20 protein-coding genes and 1 riboswitch are annotated in these 16,226 nt (G+C 66.3%); of the genes, 11 read left to right on the top strand and 9 right to left on the bottom strand.

Going from position 1 to position 16,226, the window contains the following annotated elements; all coding sequences use genetic code 11:
• Positions 1 to 2: 2 nt before the first annotated feature.
• Complete coding sequence (gene gspG, locus V0R59_RS02400) at positions 3 to 443, bottom strand: type II secretion system major pseudopilin GspG (protein ID WP_330073235.1); 441 nt, start codon at positions 441 to 443, stop codon at positions 3 to 5.
• A gap of 222 nt (positions 444 to 665) precedes the next feature.
• Here gspG and gspI point away from each other — a divergent pair, with 222 nt between their 5' ends.
• Complete coding sequence (gspI, locus tag V0R59_RS02395; RefSeq protein ID WP_330073236.1) at positions 666 to 1,031, top strand: type II secretion system minor pseudopilin GspI; 366 nt, start codon at positions 666 to 668, stop codon at positions 1,029 to 1,031.
• A 2-nt stretch (positions 1,032 to 1,033) separates the two neighbouring features.
• Here gspI and V0R59_RS02390 read toward each other — a convergent pair whose 3' ends face one another.
• Positions 1,034 to 1,462 (bottom strand): type II secretion system protein N, encoded by a 429-nt coding sequence (locus V0R59_RS02390; RefSeq protein ID WP_330073237.1) that lies wholly within the window; start codon positions 1,460 to 1,462, stop codon positions 1,034 to 1,036.
• Between the two features lie 63 nt (positions 1,463 to 1,525).
• On the opposite strand from V0R59_RS02390, the gene gspH reads away from it, so the two are divergent.
• Both gspH and V0R59_RS02380 read left to right on the top strand, forming a co-directional pair.
• Positions 1,526 to 1,969, top strand: a complete 444-nt coding sequence (gspH, locus tag V0R59_RS02385; RefSeq protein ID WP_330073238.1) for a type II secretion system minor pseudopilin GspH — start codon at positions 1,526 to 1,528, stop codon at positions 1,967 to 1,969.
• The gene (locus V0R59_RS02380) at positions 1,953 to 2,519 is read left to right on the top strand and encodes a prepilin-type N-terminal cleavage/methylation domain-containing protein (RefSeq protein WP_330073239.1); all 567 of its coding nucleotides are present in this window, start codon (positions 1,953 to 1,955) and stop codon (positions 2,517 to 2,519) included. The genes gspH and V0R59_RS02380 overlap by 17 nt, the downstream gene beginning before the upstream one ends.
• Positions 2,520 to 2,696: 177 nt before the next feature.
• On the opposite strand, the gene V0R59_RS02375 is transcribed toward V0R59_RS02380, so the two are convergent.
• Genes V0R59_RS02375 through V0R59_RS02365 form a run of 3 tightly spaced genes read right to left on the bottom strand, consistent with a single transcriptional unit; the run spans position 2,697 to position 4,940 of the window.
• On the bottom strand, positions 2,697 to 3,677 hold the full coding sequence (locus V0R59_RS02375) for a FecR family protein (RefSeq protein ID WP_330073240.1): 981 nt from the start codon (positions 3,675 to 3,677) through the stop codon (positions 2,697 to 2,699).
• Between the two features lie 37 nt (positions 3,678 to 3,714).
• Complete coding sequence (locus V0R59_RS02370; RefSeq protein ID WP_330073241.1) at positions 3,715 to 4,266, bottom strand: RNA polymerase sigma factor; 552 nt, start codon at positions 4,264 to 4,266, stop codon at positions 3,715 to 3,717.
• Positions 4,263 to 4,940: an STN domain-containing protein gene (locus V0R59_RS02365; RefSeq protein ID WP_330073242.1), complete on the bottom strand. Its 678-nt coding sequence runs from the start codon at positions 4,938 to 4,940 to the stop codon at positions 4,263 to 4,265. Before V0R59_RS02365 ends, V0R59_RS02370 begins: the two co-directional genes overlap by 4 nt.
• Positions 4,941 to 5,109: 169 nt before the next feature.
• Here V0R59_RS02365 and V0R59_RS02360 point away from each other — a divergent pair, with 169 nt between their 5' ends.
• Complete coding sequence (locus V0R59_RS02360) at positions 5,110 to 5,424, top strand: hypothetical protein (protein WP_330073243.1); 315 nt, start codon at positions 5,110 to 5,112, stop codon at positions 5,422 to 5,424.
• A 123-nt stretch (positions 5,425 to 5,547) separates the two neighbouring features.
• Positions 5,548 to 6,210, top strand: coding sequence for a TetR/AcrR family transcriptional regulator (locus V0R59_RS02355; RefSeq protein WP_330073244.1), 663 nt, complete (start codon positions 5,548 to 5,550; stop codon positions 6,208 to 6,210).
• Here V0R59_RS02355 and V0R59_RS02350 read toward each other — a convergent pair.
• From V0R59_RS02350 to V0R59_RS02335, 4 genes are all read right to left on the bottom strand, one after another.
• Positions 6,196 to 7,044: an SMP-30/gluconolactonase/LRE family protein gene (locus V0R59_RS02350; RefSeq protein WP_330073245.1), complete on the bottom strand. Its 849-nt coding sequence runs from the start codon at positions 7,042 to 7,044 to the stop codon at positions 6,196 to 6,198. The two genes, V0R59_RS02355 and V0R59_RS02350, sit on opposite strands and share 15 nt — an antisense overlap.
• Positions 7,045 to 7,068: 24 nt before the next feature.
• Positions 7,069 to 7,638, bottom strand: a complete 570-nt coding sequence (gene mntP, locus V0R59_RS02345) for a manganese efflux pump MntP (protein WP_330073246.1) — start codon at positions 7,636 to 7,638, stop codon at positions 7,069 to 7,071.
• A 12-nt stretch (positions 7,639 to 7,650) separates the two neighbouring features.
• Positions 7,651 to 7,811, bottom strand: a riboswitch (yybP-ykoY riboswitch).
• Positions 7,812 to 7,959: 148 nt separating this feature from the next.
• Positions 7,960 to 8,859 carry a proline iminopeptidase-family hydrolase gene (locus V0R59_RS02340; RefSeq protein ID WP_330073247.1) on the bottom strand — a complete coding sequence of 300 codons (900 nt, stop codon included), beginning with the start codon at positions 8,857 to 8,859 and terminating at the stop codon, positions 7,960 to 7,962.
• A 97-nt stretch (positions 8,860 to 8,956) separates the two neighbouring features.
• Positions 8,957 to 9,718 (bottom strand): LuxR family transcriptional regulator, encoded by a 762-nt coding sequence (locus tag V0R59_RS02335; RefSeq protein WP_330073248.1) that lies wholly within the window; start codon positions 9,716 to 9,718, stop codon positions 8,957 to 8,959.
• A gap of 177 nt (positions 9,719 to 9,895) precedes the next feature.
• Between V0R59_RS02335 and V0R59_RS02330 the strand changes: the two genes are divergently transcribed.
• Genes V0R59_RS02330 through V0R59_RS02305 form a run of 6 tightly spaced genes read left to right on the top strand, consistent with a single transcriptional unit; the run spans position 9,896 to position 16,115 of the window.
• Positions 9,896 to 10,783, top strand: coding sequence for a proline iminopeptidase-family hydrolase (locus V0R59_RS02330; RefSeq protein ID WP_330073249.1), 888 nt, complete (start codon positions 9,896 to 9,898; stop codon positions 10,781 to 10,783).
• 3 nt (positions 10,784 to 10,786) lie between these two features.
• Positions 10,787 to 11,734, top strand: a complete 948-nt coding sequence (locus V0R59_RS02325; protein WP_330073250.1) for an ABC transporter permease — start codon at positions 10,787 to 10,789, stop codon at positions 11,732 to 11,734.
• Positions 11,731 to 12,588, top strand: coding sequence for an ABC transporter permease (locus V0R59_RS02320; protein WP_330073251.1), 858 nt, complete (start codon positions 11,731 to 11,733; stop codon positions 12,586 to 12,588). The genes V0R59_RS02325 and V0R59_RS02320 overlap by 4 nt, the downstream gene beginning before the upstream one ends.
• A complete protein-coding gene (locus V0R59_RS02315; protein ID WP_330073252.1) occupies positions 12,585 to 13,571 on the top strand; it encodes an ABC transporter ATP-binding protein in 987 nt (328 codons plus the stop codon). The genes V0R59_RS02320 and V0R59_RS02315 overlap by 4 nt, the downstream gene beginning before the upstream one ends.
• Complete coding sequence (locus tag V0R59_RS02310; protein WP_330073253.1) at positions 13,568 to 14,542, top strand: ABC transporter ATP-binding protein; 975 nt, start codon at positions 13,568 to 13,570, stop codon at positions 14,540 to 14,542. Before V0R59_RS02315 ends, V0R59_RS02310 begins: the two co-directional genes overlap by 4 nt.
• A gap of 31 nt (positions 14,543 to 14,573) precedes the next feature.
• On the top strand, positions 14,574 to 16,115 hold the full coding sequence (locus V0R59_RS02305; protein ID WP_330073254.1) for an ABC transporter substrate-binding protein: 1,542 nt from the start codon (positions 14,574 to 14,576) through the stop codon (positions 16,113 to 16,115).
• Positions 16,116 to 16,226: the final 111 nt, after the last annotated feature.

Genomic DNA, 16,226 nt, shown 5'->3' with positions numbered 1-16,226 from the left:
CCTCACAACTGCCAGGAGCCGATGTCGGCGTTCACGCCTTCGCCGCCGGGCTGGTTGTCCGCACCCAGGGAGAACACGTCGATTTCGCCATTGGCGCCGGGGTTGAGGTACTGGTACGGATGGCCCCAGGGATCGTTCGGCAGGCGTTCGAGGTAGCCACGTCCGCTGTCCTGTCCGCCGGACGCGGGCTTTTCCACCAGCGCCTTGAGCCCCTGGTTCTGGTTCGGGTAGCGGCCCTGGTCGAGACGATAGAGCTTGAGCGCCTGCATCAGGCCGGCGATGTCCTGGCGTGCGGCCGTGGCCCGGGCCTGGTCCGGCCGGTCGAGGACCTTGGGCACCACCATGGCGGCGAGGATGCCGAGGATCACCACCACCACCATGATCTCGATCAGGGTGAAGCCCGCTTGCCGCTTTCCTTGACGGCGGTACTGCCCGATATCCATGTCGACGCTCCTTGGCTGACTGCGATGTGCGGCGGATTGTTTCAAGGTGATGTGTCAGGGACGTGCCAAATCCTCGGGTGCGTTGTCCTGGCTGAAGCGGCGGCACGGCTCTGCGTCGCGCTTTCGCGCACAGCGGGCGACAGGAAAGCTCCCGAGCTTCGGTCAAGCAGCGGTCACCTGCCGCGGCTAGCCTGCCGACTCCCGCCTGGCGAGACCCTGACGATGCGCAGACCGTCGCAACGTGGCTTCACCCTGATCGAGGTGCTGGTGGCCCTGGCCATAGTCGCGGTGGCCCTGGCGGCCGCCAGTCGCGCCACCGCGCAGATGATCGACAGCAACGCGCGCCTGCGCGACAAGACCCTGGCCCTGGCCGCGGCGGACAGTCGCCTGGCCGAGTTGCGCCTGCAGGTCGAGCCGTCCGCCGGCAACAGCGACTGCACCCAGGGCGCCCTGCGCCTGCGCTGCGAGGTCCGCTTGCAACCGCTGCCGCAGGCACGCCTGTGGCGGGTCTGGGTGGAGGTCCGCGCCAGCGGCGAGTCCGACCCGCCGCTGGCGCGTCTGTTCACCGTCCTGGAGCGCCGCCGATGACTTCAGCGCGCCTTCAGTTCCGCCAGCGCCGGTGGTGCGACCAATGCCGGCACCACCACCCGTTGCTCGCGTCCGTGGCGCTCGATGACCAGGGTGTCGCCGCTGATCTGCTTGATCCGCGCGCCGCCGGGCAGCGTTTCGCCTTCACGGAAGGCCTGGGGTGCCTTGCCATCCAGGCTCAGCAGCACCACGGGGCGGGCCCCGGCGAGAATGCCGAGCAGGCGTGCGTCGAGGTCGCCGGACGGTGCGGCGAACCAGCGCGCAGCGGCCAGCGGTGCCTGTTCGACGGGCGCTTCCAGGGTGGTGAGCGCGCCGGCTTCGAGCTGCGGGCTGGCGCCGTTGACCGCCCAGAACAGCACGCCGCCGGCCAGGGCCAGCCAGCCGCAGGCCTGTGCTGCGTGGGTCAGGTCGGGACGCAAGGTGAAGTGCATGACGGGGCCTCCTCTGCCAGGGTCGTCGGTGGGCGCAGGGTAGCCAGCAAACTTCACGGTTTTGTGTCACCGACTCGGGAGCAATCCGGTTTTACCCTGATCGAGGTGATGGTGGTGCTGGTGATCATCGGCATCGCCAGCGCCGCCATCGGCCTGTCGAGCCGCCCGGACCCCGCCCGGCTGCTGCGCGAAGATGCCCAGCGCCTGGCCCTGCAACTGCCGCTGGCCCAGGCCGAGGCACGCTTGCGTGGAATACCGGTGCGCTGGCAACCGGACCGGCGGGGCTATCGTTTCGTGGTGGTGGGCAGCGGCGAGGTGCTGCGCGGCGACACCCTGTTGCGCCCGGCCGAATGGCGGGCAGGGGCCGTGGAGGTCCAGGTGCAGCCGCGTCGGGTGGTGCAACTGGAGGCCGAATGGATAGCGCCGGCGCTGCGCATCCGCCTGTCGGACGGGCAGAACAGCGTGCTGGTGGAACGGGAGGCGGATGGTCATGTGCAGGTGCGCTGAGGCAAGGAAACGGCAGTCGGGTTTCACTCTGATCGAGGTCATGGTGGCGATCTTGCTGATGGCCCTGGTCAGCCTGATTGCCTGGCGTGGCCTGGACAGCATCGGCGACGGATCGCAGCGCATGCAGCGCGCCAGCGAGCAGTCTGCGGCGCTGGACCGGGCGTTGAAGCAGTTGCAGCGGGATCTGGAGCTTCGGGCCGAGGATCGCCTGGGCAACCTGGAACCGCCGGTTGCCGCGCTGCGGCGCAGCGATGACGGGATCGAGGTGATTCGCCTGGTGACGCAACCACCGGGGGCGCTACAACGGGTGCGCTGGTTGAAGCGTGGCGACCAGTTGTATCGCGCCACCGGCAAGGCGAGCGTCGACTGGCCGCTGGCGGCGCCGCGGGACGAGGTGAAGGTGCTGGATCAGGTCAGGCGGTTCGCGGTGCGAGGGTGGTCGGCGGACAAGGGCTGGGGAGCCTTGGGCGATGGGCAGCCAACCGGCGTCGAGGTTGTCGTCGAGCGCAGTGGCGGCGAGCGCTATCGGCGGGTGCTGGGTTCCCCCTGATTTCGTCCCGAACTGAATACCGAAACCGCCCAGGCAACGCGGCCCCTGTGGGAGCTGGCTTGTCGGGACGCCGAACCGCAGCGATGACGTCGGTGAATTCACTACCGCTATCGCTGGCAAGCCAGCTCCCACAGAGTCCGCGCTTCACTTGACCAGGATGTGTAGATATCCATCCCCCTACCCCAGCAACACCACCCCACCCGGCAACTGCCGCACACGCACGCCAAAGGTATTGCGGATCAGCGCCGCGACATCGTTCAACTGTGCCACGCTGAAGCGCGCCTGCACCACGCGCCGCGCCAGGGCGTCGTCGACCAGCAGGATCAGCCCCGGGCGATAGCGGTTGATCTCCTCCACCACCTGGGCCATCGGTGCATCGTTGAACACCAGCATGCCCTGGCGCCAAGCGCTGGTTTCGCTGCGGTCGAAAGCCTCCGGGGCACCGCCGCTGGTGTCGTCGTAGCTCATGCGCTGGCCGCTGGCGAGACTGAAGCGCCGCCCCAGATGATCGATTTCCAGCTGCCCGCCGAGGCAGGCCACGCTGGTCCGCCCTTCGATCATGCGCACATTGAACTGCGCTTCACGCACCACCACGCAACCATTGCCCGCAGCCACCCGCAGCACTTCGCCCGCCGCAGCACGGCGCGTATCGATCTCCGCCTCGCCCCCCAGCAATTCGATCAGCGAGTCGGCACGCTCACGGTGCACGTTGAGGCGGGTCGCGGTGTTCATCTCGATCACCGTGCTGGCATCCAGGCGCACCTGGCGCTGCTCGCCCACCTCGGTGCGATAGTCGCCCGCCGCGCCGCCGGAGAGCGTCATCCGCCCGGAAGAAAGCATCAAGGCGCCCACACCGGCAGCCAGCGCGCCGCCGAGGAACGCCCGGCGGGCGAGCACCCGCGGTCGCCCGGCCGCCAACAGCCCGGCAGGCAACGGACGGGTTTCGCCGTCCTGCAGGCTGGCCGCCTGGCCGAGCAGTTGCCACATCTGGCGGGCTTCGACAAAGGCCCGGACATGCTCCGGGCTGAGCTCGCACCAACGCCGGAAAGCATTGGCATCGCCCTGGGTCGCACTGCCGGACGTCAAACGCACCAACCAGGCCTGGGCCTGGTCGCGCAAGGAGGGTGCAGAAGCAAGTTCGGGATCGTTGGCGGTCATCGATATGGGCTACGGGGCACGGTTTTCCGGAGGTTCATCAAGTAGACGGTTTTCCCGCGCCGGGACCGAACCTCTGTATGACTTTTCTTTGCAGGCGCTCGGCGCAAAAGCCCAGTGCCGACTTCAATTCCTTCTCCACGGTGCGCGTGGAGATGCCGAAACGCTTGGAAATCTCCAGGTGCGGCGCTTCTTCCAGGCGCGCCGCGACGAGGATCTGCCGACGCCGGCGAGGCAGCTCGTGCAGGGCGGAAACCAGCAGCGCCAGGTCGTTGTGCCCGCCGACGATACGCTCGGGGCCCAGTTGCTCCTCGGCGCCATGCAGCAGTGATTCCACCTCTTCGCCGGTGAGCAGGCGGGCATCGCTTTCGCGCAGGTCGGCGGCAATGTTCAGGGCGATGCGGAACAGGTAGGCCTGGGGCCGCTTGACCTCGCCGATATCGCCCAGGCGGTCGACGCGCAGGTAGGTTTCGTGAAGCACGTCCGCGGCCAGGTCCTCGGAACCCAGGCGACGCTTGAGCCGGGTCCGGAAATCGCCATACGAGGCCAGCAGCAGCTTGACCATCGCATTCTGCCCCGACTCATCCTTCATCCCCCCGCCTCCCCTTGGCTGTGTTCGCACTCGATGCTCTTCCCTGACTCCTTGCGTTCCAGCAACAACGTCACCGGCAACGCGGGGGCCGCACGCCCCAGTTGCATTCCCTGCAAGGCCCCGGGCAGGGCCTCGTCCACTTCCCTGTCGCCCGTGGGACCGAGCAGGGTCACCCGCTGCAACACGCCTCCACGGTCGAACCACATTTGCAATGCCGCACGAAAAGTACCCGGATAAAGCTCCGGGTATTGGCACAGGCGCCTGGTCACCGCTCGCTGCAAGGCGACCACGAACGGTTTTTCCGCACGGGCCTGCACCTGGGCGGCGCGCGCCAGCGGCACCAGGGTAAAGGCGTGCTCGCCGGTATAGCGCGCGCCCAGTCCGGTACCGTCGAGTAGCCGGGTCAGGCCATCAGCGGCGCTGAAACTCCCCATCACCGCCGCCGAGCGGCGCCCCTTGAGCAGCGCGCCGTCCACCAGCACGGCCATCCCGGTCAGTTCGCCATAGGCCTGCAAGGCCTTGCCCAGCGGTTGGCCCGGCAGCTGGAAATCCAGCATCGCCAGGCGCGAGGGTCTGTCGGGTGCAGGATCGGCGTGGGACACCGCGACACTGGCCGCCCACATGGCGAACAACGCCAGCAGCGTCGCGATGAACCGTGCTCGCTCATGCACCATGGGGGGGTTCCTGTCCGGGCCGTTATCCCGGCACTCCATCCGGATACAACCCGGCTATCGTGATGGCACTTTGTGACTGTGGTGTGACGCCGTGGATACAAACAGCGAGGTGGCAAGCCGGCGCGATGCAGGCGTATAAGCGACCGATCAGTCATCGGGAGACTTCACCATGCCCTGCCGCCACCTGATCACCCTGGCCGCCCTGCTGTTCGCCACGCCGCTGCTGGCCGACACGCCAAGGGCGCAACCCAGTTGCATGAATGCCGAGGTCAACGGCTACCGCAGCCAGTCCTACGAATGCCTGGGCCAACTCATGGCCGCTCCGGAAGATCCGCGACACAAGGCCGGTGGCAGCCTTTCGTCGGAACGCATCGTCCAGCGCCAGCCCAACCAGCTGGGCCTGTTCAACCAGGCCGCGACCCGCCTGCGCATGGGCAGCAACTTCGGCCATGCGGTGACACCACAGCGCCCGGCCACACCCTGAGGCGAGCGTTATATAGGAAACGATACAAGGCTCTTACGCCGTCGCTATATAGTTTTGTATATTCTGGATTCCGATGGCGCCGCGACATCTGCGTCGCCATCCGGTAACAACAAGGAATTCGCGATGTACATCATGCCTTTCGACCCGCGCCTCGATGCGCCGCGGACTGCCAACCCGTCCCCGGCCGACGACTCCGTGCGCCGGACCATCCTCGACGCCGCCAGCGAAGCCTTCGCCGACAAGGGCTACGCCGCGACGAAGATCGCCACCATCGCCGAGCTGGCCGGCCTGCCGAAGTCCAACGTGCACTACTACTTCAAGTCGAAGGAGAACATCTACGCCAAGGTGCTGGAGGACATCGCGCCCTCGTACCTGAGCGCCTGCATGCCGGTGCTGGAGGATGACGAGACGCCGATCGAGGCCCTGACCCACACGCTGGTCCGCATGATCCGCCTGTTCGAGCGCCAGCCATTCGCCTCCAAGGTGTTCATGGCCGAACTGCGTGAAGGCGCGCGGCGCCTGCCGGGCGAATTCTTCGCACGCTGGACGGCGCAGACCCAGAAGAGCCTGGCCGGCATCCGGCAGTGGATCGACCGCGGCCTGCTGGCACCGGTGGACCCGGAGCACGCGCTGCTGACCATCTGGGCCATGGCCCAGTCCTGCGTCAGCCGCGGCTGGCAGATGCCCGGGCTGCCCGCCGAGGCTATGGACTACGACGTCGCCGCGCGCAATGCCGCGCGCCTGTTGCTGGGCGGGTTGATCCCGGGCGGCTCAGTTCCGCGCTGAAGGCTCCGGCGGCAACAGTTCCAGCACCCGATTGCGTCCACCCTCGGCCACCAGGTAAGTGCCGCGGGCCGTGGCGACGATCGACTGCGGCGCCTTGAGGAACGACAGCACGGTGCGCTGCCGCCCCTGCGCATCCACCAGCAGCAAGCGTGCGCGATGGGTCGAGTCCTCGCTGATCCACAGGCCGCGCGGGTCGCACATGAGGAAGGTCGGCTGGTTGAGTCCGTCCAGCACCACCGGGTCGCTGCCATCGTCCTTGAGTTCGCGGACCACGCCCTGCTTCTTCTGCGTGTAGAGCAGGCGGCCATCGCTGCAGCGAGTGATGGACTCCGCTTCGTCGAGACGATCGCGCAGCACGCTCAACGAGCCATCGCTCCAGCGATAGCGCAGCAGGCGACCGTTGTCCTTGCGGTCCTCAATGGCGTACAGGTCTTCGCCGTCATTCCACAAGCCCTGGACGTTCTCGCCCTGGAACAGGTCGGTGACCTTGCCGTCCTTGAGCAGGCTCACCGGCGCGCCACCGGTCTCCTGGCTGAACACCCAGCCGCCCTGGGCCGCGGTCATGCCGTCGGGCTTGGACAGGCCGCCGACCACCACTTCGCGGGCACCGTCCGGGAGGATGCGCATGATGCTGCCCTTGCCGTCCTTCAGTTCCTGGCTGACCATCAGCGAGCCGTCCGCCAGCGGGGCCAGCGACGCGGCCTTCGGCACGCTGCGCCAGGCCACCTCGTAGCGCCAGTCACCGGAGGCCTGCACCGGATAGAAACCCTGCCAGGCGAAGAAGCCGAGCGCCGCCGTCACCACGGCCGCGCAGCCCAGTGCCAGCGTACGCATCAATCGGAATGTGCTCGTCATCGATCAGGCTGCCCCCATCAGGTGTTCGTAGAGAATGGTCGCGCCCACCAGCATCAGCACGATGCCGCCGACGATCTCGGCGCGCTTGCCGACCACCGCGCCCAATACCCGGCCAAGCATCACGCCGAGCGTGACCATGACCAGCGTGGCCAGGCCGATGGCCGCCGCTGCAACCAGGATGTTGACGTTGACGAAGGCCAGGCCGACGCCCACGGCCATGGCGTCGATGCTGGTGGCGAAGGCGGTCACGGCGAGAATGAAGAAGGAGTGCTGGCTGGCCTTTTCCTCGACTTCGTCGTCGTGCCGGAGGCCGTTCCAGATCATGTGCAGGCCAAGGGCGAGCAACAGGCCGAAGGCGATCCAGTGGTCCCAGTTCTTGACGAACTGCAGGGCCACCTGGCCGATACCCCAGCCGATGATCGGGGTCATGGCCTCGATGACACCGAATATCAGGCCGGTGCGCAGGGCTTCGAGGAAACGCGGCTTGTGCAGGCTGGAGCCTTTGCCGATGGCCACCGCGAAGGCGTCGGTGGACATGGCCAGGGCGAGGAAGAAGAGTGAAATCGGGCTCACGAGGGCTATCCAGTCGGGCAGTGAGTCAACGACGCAACCACACGCCCGACTCCAGGCATGGATGCATCGTTGGTCTCGCCAATCCCGAAGGTGTCCACGCCACGGCTGCTGCCGAGAATGTTGACGCGGACGCTCGTGACCGAAGGTCAGGAGCAGGCTACTCCCCAACAAGGGTGGCCACTATATTGGCCGTGATGTGAAAAAAACATCAACCGAAATCTGCTGTCACAGTCGCCCAAAAAAACAGGCCTGCGGGTGCAAGCACCACGACAGGCCTCAGTCTAGGGAAAACAGTCGCCGGCGAACCAGCCAGCATTCGGCTCAGAGATTCTCGTCGAGGAAGGTCACCACCGTGCCCATGCACGCCACACGCTCTTCGACATGGGGCATGTGGCTGGAGTTCTCGAACAGTGCCCAGGTGATCCCGGGGATGAGATCCAGGAAGGGTTTGACCACCGCCGGAGTGGCCTCGTCATAGCGCCCGGAAATCAGCAGGCAAGGCACGTTGATCTTGCCCACGCTGTCGATGATGTTCAGGTCCTTGGTGTTGCCGATGATGTGGAATTCGTTCGGACCGACCATGGCGTGGTACACGGTCGGGTCGGCGTCCACCTGCTCGAAGGTCCGCGTCACTTCATCCGGCCAAGGGTCCAGGCGGCATACATGGCGCTCGTAGAACACCCGGGAGGCCGCGATGTATTCAGGGGCGCTGTAGTCGCCGGTGGCTTCGTGGCGCAGCAGGGTTTCCTGCACCTCGGGTGGCAGCTCGGAGCGCAGCCGGTTGGCTTCCACGACCCAGAAATGCATGTCCACCGGCGAGTTGGCGATCACGAAGCAACGCAGGCCGGCAGGGCGCCGTGCCGCATGCAGGGTGCCGAGCATGCCGCCCCACGACTGGCCGAGGATCGCGTAGCGGTCCTGGATGCCCAGGTGTGCGAGCAGGTTGTCGAGTTCGTCGAGGAACAGTTGCGGGTTCCAGAACGATTCCGGCTTGTCCGGCAGGTGGGTCGAACGGCCGTTACCCAGCTGGTCGTAGTGGATGACCGGGTAGCCTCCCGCAGCGACGTCCTTGTAGGAATCGACATAGTCATGGGTGCAGCCCGGACCACCATGCAGGACGACCAGCGGAGTGCGCCCGCACTCAAGGTCACCGGTGATGCGGTACCAGGTCTGGTAACTGCCAAAGGGGGCAAAGCCTTCAATCGATTTGATGATTTCCATTTCATCCAGCTCCGTGCGAGTCGTAGCACACACGATAGCCGTCGGTACGCATGCGCATAACTAGAGAATTCTCTAGGTTTTCGCGATTTTTCCGTCGTCAGTCGTCGAGCAGCCGGTAATGCACGGCACGGGCTACCGCTTGCACGCGATTTTTCGCCCCAAGCTTGTGCATGGCCGAGGTCAGGTGCAGGGAGATCGTCGCCAGCGAGCGGTGCAGGTGTTCGGCGATCTGTCCTGCCGTCAGGCCCTCGGCAGCCCAGCGCAGGCATTCCAGTTCACGACGGGTGAGATGGATGGCCTTGTTCGCGCTTTCCTTTAATAGCAACGGATAAGCCGCCTCCTGCAGGGTATGGGCGAGCAGGCTGAAATCAGCGAGCACATGATGGACCTCGGCCATGTCCGGTTCGCGGGTGTGCGAGCGCAGGCCGGTCAGGGTCGCAACCCCACCGCGGGGCAGATGGATGGGAATGGTGGCGCCGTGGGCCAGCTGGGCATCCTGGAGATAGCTGCTGACAGGCGCATGGCGACGATCGAGGTGACGTTGCAGGACCGTCTCGTCCTGCGGTCGATAGGACCACACGAACGGCGAAATCGAGGATATCGCCAGATGCTGCACCGGATCGAGCTGGTAATACCCCTCGGAACACCAGAGTTCTTCCCAGTCGCCGGGGGTATTGCGCAGACTCACCACCGGGGGGGTGAGCACCGTACCCACGTGGTCCAGCGGGACGGCCGCATAGTCATAGGCCAGGGCGTCGAAGCCCAGTTCCGCCGCCAGTTCCGCAACGATGTCCATCTGTTCGTCGAGGCTCCTGCCAGACAACAGACGATCCTTGAAGTCAGCCATCTTGGCCCGCATTCCTTGCACTCCCTGTGTGTATACCCCTGCTGGATTTCCATCTTGAAGTCCGCCAAGTAGAATGCCACGGCTCGGCGCAGGACTGCCAGACGAAACCTATAGGAAATACTAGCTTGTAGGCGAAGCAATCTCCTGCGCAGGGTATAGCCGAATACCATTGCCGACAGGAGAGTAGCGATGTGGCGTGAGATCCAACCTGACCAGCAGTTCGACGTTTCGGTCGATGGCCATAATCTCGTGGCCTACAGCTACGGCGAGGGCGACGAGGTGCTGCTGCTCCTCAACGGCGGCCCCGGCCTGCCCTGCGACTACCTGCGCGACGCGCATGCCTGGCTCAAGGACAAGGGCTACCGGGTGGTCACCTTCGACCAGCTTGGCACCGGCGCCTCCGACCGGCCCGACGACACCTCGCTGTGGAACATCAGCCGCTACGTCGCCGAGGTGGAAACCCTGCGCCAGGCCCTCGACCTCGGCCGTGTCCACTTGCTCGGACACTCCTGGGGCGGCTGGCTGGCCATCGAGTACGCCATCCATCACCCGCAGGCGCTGAAGAGCCTGATCTTGGAAAACACCGCCGCCGACATCCCCCACCTGTCGTCCGAGCTGGACCGCCTGCGCGGCGCCCTCGGCAGCGAGACCGTGGCGATGATGCAGCGCTTCGAAGCCCTGGGCCGGCTCGACCACCCGCAGTACCAGGCCGCCATCACCCTGCTCAACTACCGCCATGTCTGCCGCCTCGACGAGTGGCCGGCGCCGGTCCAGCGCTCCCTGGGGGACTGGAACATGGGCCCGTACTGCGCCATGCAGGGCCCCAACGAGTTCCTCTATACCGGCAACCTCAAGGACTGGAACCGCTTGAAGGAAATGGCCGACTTCCACATGCCGGTGCTGATCACCACCGGCCAGCACGACGAACTCACCCCGGCCTGCGCCATGCGCATGAAGCTGGCCGTGCAGGACGCCGAGCTGCACGTGTTCGCCAACAGCAGCCACATGCCGTTCTACGAGGAACCCACCGCCTACTTCCCGGTGTTGCTGGATTTCCTGCAGCGCAACCGGGGTTGATCGATGAACCTGGCGCGCTACCGTTTCGTCCTCACCCGTCCGCTGCAACTGTTACCGGTCCTGTTCGGCATCAGCCTGGTCACCTTCGTCCTGGTCCGCTCGATTCCCGGCGACCCGGCGCGGGTGCTGCTCGGCTCGCGCAGCACCCCGGACGCGATCCAGAAGATCCGCGCCCAGTTCGGTCTCGACGAGCCGATCTGGATGCAATACCTGTATTTCCTCAAGAACCTGCTCAACGGCGACCTCGGCCAGTCCCTGCTGTACCGCATCGACGCGTTGAAGCTGATTTCCACGCGGATCGAACCGACGCTGATGCTGGTGGCCGGCAGCGTGCTCCTGGCCCTGTTGATCGCCGTGCCCCTGGCCACCCTCGCCGCGCGCAACAAGGGCGGCTGGGCCGACAACCTGATCCGCCTGTTCACCACCGCCGGCCTCGGCCTGCCGGCGTTCTGGCTGGGGCTGATGCTGATCCTGCTGTTCAGCGTGCACTGGGGGCTGTTCCCGGTTTCCGGCTACGGCCGTGAATGGCCGGACAAGCTGCACCACCTGGTGCTGCCCTGCCTGACCATCGCCCTGGCCCTGTCGGCGGTGCTGGTGCGCAACCTGCGGGCCAGCATGCTGCTGGAGCTGCAGGCCGACCACGTCACCGCCGCCCGCGCCCGCGGCCTCTCGGAAAACGCAGTGTTCCGCCGCCACGTGCTGCCCAACTCGATGGTGCCGACGGTCAACCTGCTGGCGGTGAACATCGGCTGGCTGATCAGCGGCACGGTGGTGATCGAGAGCCTGTTTTCCCTGCCCGGCGTCGGCCAGTTGCTGGTCCGCGGGATCTTCACCCGCGACTACATGGTGGTCCAGGGCGTGGCCATGGTCCTGGCCTGCGCCACGGTGGCGGTGAACTTCATCGCCGACGTGGTCACCACCGCCATCGACCCGCGGGTGAAGATCCAATGAGCAGCCCGAGCGTCGCCCTGCCCGTCCGCTGGCGCCTGCGCTGGAACCTCGGCGATGGCCGCCTGACCCTGTATTGCGGCCTCGCCATCGTCCTCGGCTGGGGCTTGCTGGCGCTGCTCGCGCCATGGATCGCCCCCTACGACCCGCTGCAACAGGACGGCGACCTGCGCCTGGTCGCGCCGAGCCTGGCGCACCCCTTCGGCACCGACAACTTCGGCCGCGACATCCTCTCGCGGGTGATCTGGGGCGCCCGTGTCGACCTGCAGATGGCCCTGGTCGGGGTGATCTTCCCGTTCCTCCTCGGCACCTGCATCGGCGCAATCTCCGGCTACGTCGGCGGGCGCCTGGACACGCTGTGCATGCGCCTGATCGACATCGTCCTGGCCTTCCCCTTCCTGGTGCTGATGCTGGCGATCATGGCCATCCTCGGCCCCGGCCTGGGCAGCTTCTACATCGCCATGGCCCTGGTCGGCTGGGTGTCCTACGCGCGGCTGATCCGCTCGCAGATCCTGGTGCTCAAGGAAAGCGACTTCGCCCTGGCGGCGAAGAGCCTCGGCTTCAGCCACCGGCGCATTCTGTTCCGCCACCTGATGCCCAACGCGCTGTTCAGCTCGGTGGTGTTCTGCATGTCCGACGCCGTGCTGGTGCTGCTCAACGGCGCGGCGGTGAGCTATCTCGGCCTCGGTGTGCAGCCGCCCACCGCCGAGTGGGGCACGATGGTTGCAGAAGGCCAGAGCTTCATCACCAGCGCCTGGTGGATCTGCACCTTCCCCGGCCTGGCCGTGGTAACCCTGGCGATGGGCTTCAGCCTGCTCGCCGACGGCGTCGCCGAACGCCTGGGAGACCGTACATGAGCACGCCACTGTTGCAGGTCGAAGACCTCAGCGTGATCGCCCGCCTCGACCAGCGCGATGTCGCCGTGGTCGACCGCCTGTCGTTCAGCCTCGGCGAAGGCGAGATCCTAGGCCTGGTGGGCGAGTCCGGCTCGGGCAAGACCATGGCCTGCCGCGCCCTGATGCGCCTGCTGCCGTCGCCGAAGCTGCGCCTGGAAGGCAAGGCGGTGCGCCTCGCCGGCACCGACCTGCTGCAACTGGACGACGCCGGCATGCGGCGCATGCGCGGGCGCGAGCTGGGGATGATCTTCCAGAACCCCAGCAGCCACCTCGACCCGCTGATGCGCATCGGCGAGCAGATCGCCGAGGGCATCCGCCTGCACCAGGGCGCCTCGCGCCGGGAAGCGCGGGCCGAGGCCATCGAGGTGCTGCGCCAGGTAGGGATCCCCGATCCACAGTCACGGGTCGACAACTACCCCCATGAGTTTTCCGGCGGCATGCGCCAGCGGGCGATGATCGCCGTGGCCCTGGGTTGCAGTCCCAGGGTGCTGATCGCCGACGAGCCGACCACCGCGCTGGACGTCACCGTGCAGGCGCAGATCCTGCGCCTGCTCCTGGAGCTGCGCGACCGCCGCGGCCTGTCGATGATCCTGATCAGCCACGACCTCGGCGTGGTCGCGCAGACCTGCGACAGCATCGCCGTGATGTACGCCGGACGCCTGTGCGAACACGGCAGCAAGGCGCAGGTGCTGGCCCGCCCGCAACACCCCTACAGCGCCGGCCTGCTCGCCTGCCACCCCGCGGCCGAAAGCACGCAGCGGCTGATGAACACCATCGGCGGGCAGCCGCCGCTGCTTGGCGACATGCCCCCCGGCTGCCGCTTCGGCCCGCGCTGCGCCAAGGCCTCGACGGTCTGCCACGAGCGTCTGCCGGAACTGCAGGAAACCGAGCCCGGCCATCGCCTGGCCTGCCATATGCCGCTACTCGCCGGAGGTGTGTCATGACCCCGTTGTTGCAGGTCAACGACCTGCGGGTGCAGTTCTCCGCCGCCGGCGAAGGCCTGTTCGGCCTGCGTTCGCGCAAGGTCAACGCGGTCAATGGTGCCTCGCTGCAACTGCACGCCGGGGAAACCCTGGGCCTGGTGGGCGAATCCGGCTGCGGCAAGAGCACCCTGGCCCGTGCCGTCCTGCACCTGGCCCCGGTAGCCGGCGGGCAGATCCTCTTCGACGGCATCGACATGGCCCACGGCAGCCCGACGGATATCGCCCGCCTGCGCCATGAAACCGCAATGATCTTCCAGGACCCGTACAGCGCCCTGAACCCGCGCCAGCGCATCGGCGACATCCTCGCCGAAGTGCTGCGGGTGCAGCGCAAGGTGCCGGAATCACAGGTCGCGGCGCGGGTCGCGGAGCTGCTCGACCTGGTCGGCCTGCATCCGGAGCTGGCCACCCGCAAGCCGCGCTCCCTCAGCGGCGGCCAGTGCCAGCGGGTCGGCATCGCCCGGGCCCTGGCCATCGAGCCGCGACTGATCATCGCCGACGAATGCGTCGCCGCCCTCGACGTGTCGATCCAGGGCCAGATCATCAACCTGCTGCTGGAACTGCGCGAACGCATGGACCTCGCGCTGCTGTTCATCACCCATGACCTCACCGTGGTGCGCCGCCTGTGCGATCGCGTGGCGGTGATGTACCTGGGACGGATCGTCGAGGAAGGCCCGGTACGCGAGGTGTTCGAGTCGCCGCGCCATCCGTACACCGCGGCGCTGCTGCAATCGGTCGCCGACATCGACCCGGCCCGCCGCCTGCCCGAGCAACCGCTGCCGGGCGAACCACCAAGCCCGCTGCAACTGCCCACCGGTTGCGCCTTCCACCCGCGCTGTCGGCACGCCCTGCCGGCCTGCCGGGAAAGCGCGCCACCTACCCGTTCGCTGGGCGCCAGGCAGTACGCCTGCGTCCATTCGCAAGAGCTGTGCTGATCCAAACAACATCATCAAATGGAGCTTGAGCATGAAACCCGGAGCATTGAAGTTACTCACCGCCGCACTGCTGGCCGCCAGCGCCCTGACCGCAGGCGTGGCCCAGGCCGCAGGCGTGCTGACCATCGGTTGCCGTGAGGAAAGCACTACCTTCGACCCGATCAAGACGGCGCAGAACCGCGACGCCTGGGTGTACGGCAACGTCTACGACGTGCTGGTCCGGGTCGACAACAGCGGCACCAAGCTGGTGCCGGGCCTGGCGGAAAGCTGGACGGTCTCCGACGACGGCCTGACCTACACCTTCAAGATGCGCAACGCCAAGTTCTCCGACGGCTCGCCGATCACCGCCGAAGATGGCGCCTTCACCCTGCTGCGGATCCGCGACAACCCGGGTTCTCTGTGGTCCGACGCCTACAAGGGGATCGCCGACGCCAAGGCTGTCGACCCCCACACCCTGGTGGTGACCCTGAAGAGCAAGTCGGTGCCGTTCCTCGCCCAGTTGAGTACCGCCAACCTGTCGGTGGTGTCGAAGAAGGCCATGGAAAGCATGGGCGAAGAGGCCTACGCCCAGGAGCCGGTGACCTCGGGCGCCTTCCGGGTCAAGGAATGGGTGCGTGGCGACCGGGTGATCCTGGAGAAGGACCCGAACTTCTGGGAAGCCGACAAGGTCAGCCTGGATGGCGTCGAGTGGATCTCCATTCCCGACGACAACACGCGCATGCTCAAGGTCCGCGCCGGCGAGCTGGACACCGCGATCTTCGTGCCGTTCTCCCGGGCCGACGAACTGAAGAAAGACCCGAGCCTGACCATCCACAGCGACCCGTCGACCCGCGAAGACCACCTGCTGATCAACCACTCCAAGGGCCTGCTGGGCAAGCAGGAAGTGCGCGAGGCAATCGACCTGGCGATCGACAAGAAGGCGCTGGTCGACACCGTCACCTTCGGTCACGGCGAAGTCGCCTACTCGTACATTCCGAAGGGCTCGATGTACCACAACCTCGACAACCTGCAGCGTCCGTTCGACCCGGCCAAGGCCCGCGAACTGCTGAAGAAGGCCGGCGCCGAGGGGCTCAAGCTCAACTACGTGGTCAACGCCGGCAACGAGGCCGACGAACAGATCGCCGTGCTGGTGCAAAAGCAGCTGAAGGACGTCGGCATCACCGCCAACCTGCAGAAGGTCGACCCGACCCAGAGCTGGCAGATGCTGGTGGACGGCGACTACGACCTGTCGGTGATGTACTGGACCAACGACATCCTCGACCCGGACCAGAAGACCACCTTCGTGCTCGGGCATGACGCCAACGAGAACTACATGACCCGCTACAAGAACGACAAGGTCAAGGACCTGGTCGCCGCGGCGCGCCTGGAAAGCGATCCGGTCAAGCGTGGCCAGATGTACGTGGAACTGCAGAAGCTGGCGAAGCAGGATGTGCACTGGATCGACCTGTACTACAGCCCGTACATCAATATCTCGCGCAGCAATATCCAGAACTTCACGCAGAACCCGCTGGGGCGCTTCACCCTGGAAGAGACGGTGAAGCTGGAGCCTGGCGTTAAAACCGCGAAGAACTGATTCGTACCCGGGGCCGGGTACACCACGAACCTTGTGGGAGCGGGTTTACCCGCGATTACGATAGTGAATTCAATTACGTAATCGCGGGTGAACCCGCTCCCACAAGTCCGT

It is taken from the genome of Pseudomonas ulcerans (assembly GCF_036324125.1).
Classification (GTDB): domain Bacteria; phylum Pseudomonadota; class Gammaproteobacteria; order Pseudomonadales; family Pseudomonadaceae; genus Aquipseudomonas; species Aquipseudomonas ulcerans.
The sequence above is the reverse complement of the archived record's forward strand: the minus strand, read 5'-3'. Positions and strand labels throughout refer to the sequence as shown.

Bases quoted from the DNA above. Each gene is read 5' to 3' on its own strand.
- gspG (WP_330073235.1), bottom strand. From the start codon at position 443: ATGGATATCGGGCAGTACCGCCGTCAAGGAAAGCGGCAAGCGGGCTTC.
- gspI (WP_330073236.1), top strand. From the start codon at position 666: ATGCGCAGACCGTCGCAACGTGGCTTCACCCTGATCGAGGTGCTGGTG.
- V0R59_RS02390 (WP_330073237.1), bottom strand. From the start codon at position 1,462: ATGCACTTCACCTTGCGTCCCGACCTGACCCACGCAGCACAGGCCTGC.
- V0R59_RS02380 (WP_330073239.1), top strand. From the start codon at position 1,953: ATGTGCAGGTGCGCTGAGGCAAGGAAACGGCAGTCGGGTTTCACTCTG.
- V0R59_RS02375 (WP_330073240.1), bottom strand. From the start codon at position 3,677: ATGACCGCCAACGATCCCGAACTTGCTTCTGCACCCTCCTTGCGCGAC.
- V0R59_RS02370 (WP_330073241.1), bottom strand. From the start codon at position 4,266: ATGAAGGATGAGTCGGGGCAGAATGCGATGGTCAAGCTGCTGCTGGCC.
- V0R59_RS02365 (WP_330073242.1), bottom strand. From the start codon at position 4,940: ATGGTGCATGAGCGAGCACGGTTCATCGCGACGCTGCTGGCGTTGTTC.
- V0R59_RS02360 (WP_330073243.1), top strand. From the start codon at position 5,110: ATGCCCTGCCGCCACCTGATCACCCTGGCCGCCCTGCTGTTCGCCACG.
- V0R59_RS02355 (WP_330073244.1), top strand. From the start codon at position 5,548: ATGTACATCATGCCTTTCGACCCGCGCCTCGATGCGCCGCGGACTGCC.
- V0R59_RS02350 (WP_330073245.1), bottom strand. From the start codon at position 7,044: ATGCGTACGCTGGCACTGGGCTGCGCGGCCGTGGTGACGGCGGCGCTC.
- V0R59_RS02340 (WP_330073247.1), bottom strand. From the start codon at position 8,859: ATGGAAATCATCAAATCGATTGAAGGCTTTGCCCCCTTTGGCAGTTAC.
- V0R59_RS02335 (WP_330073248.1), bottom strand. From the start codon at position 9,718: ATGCGGGCCAAGATGGCTGACTTCAAGGATCGTCTGTTGTCTGGCAGG.
- V0R59_RS02330 (WP_330073249.1), top strand. From the start codon at position 9,896: ATGTGGCGTGAGATCCAACCTGACCAGCAGTTCGACGTTTCGGTCGAT.
- V0R59_RS02325 (WP_330073250.1), top strand. From the start codon at position 10,787: ATGAACCTGGCGCGCTACCGTTTCGTCCTCACCCGTCCGCTGCAACTG.
- V0R59_RS02320 (WP_330073251.1), top strand. From the start codon at position 11,731: ATGAGCAGCCCGAGCGTCGCCCTGCCCGTCCGCTGGCGCCTGCGCTGG.
- V0R59_RS02315 (WP_330073252.1), top strand. From the start codon at position 12,585: ATGAGCACGCCACTGTTGCAGGTCGAAGACCTCAGCGTGATCGCCCGC.
- V0R59_RS02310 (WP_330073253.1), top strand. From the start codon at position 13,568: ATGACCCCGTTGTTGCAGGTCAACGACCTGCGGGTGCAGTTCTCCGCC.
- V0R59_RS02305 (WP_330073254.1), top strand. From the start codon at position 14,574: ATGAAACCCGGAGCATTGAAGTTACTCACCGCCGCACTGCTGGCCGCC.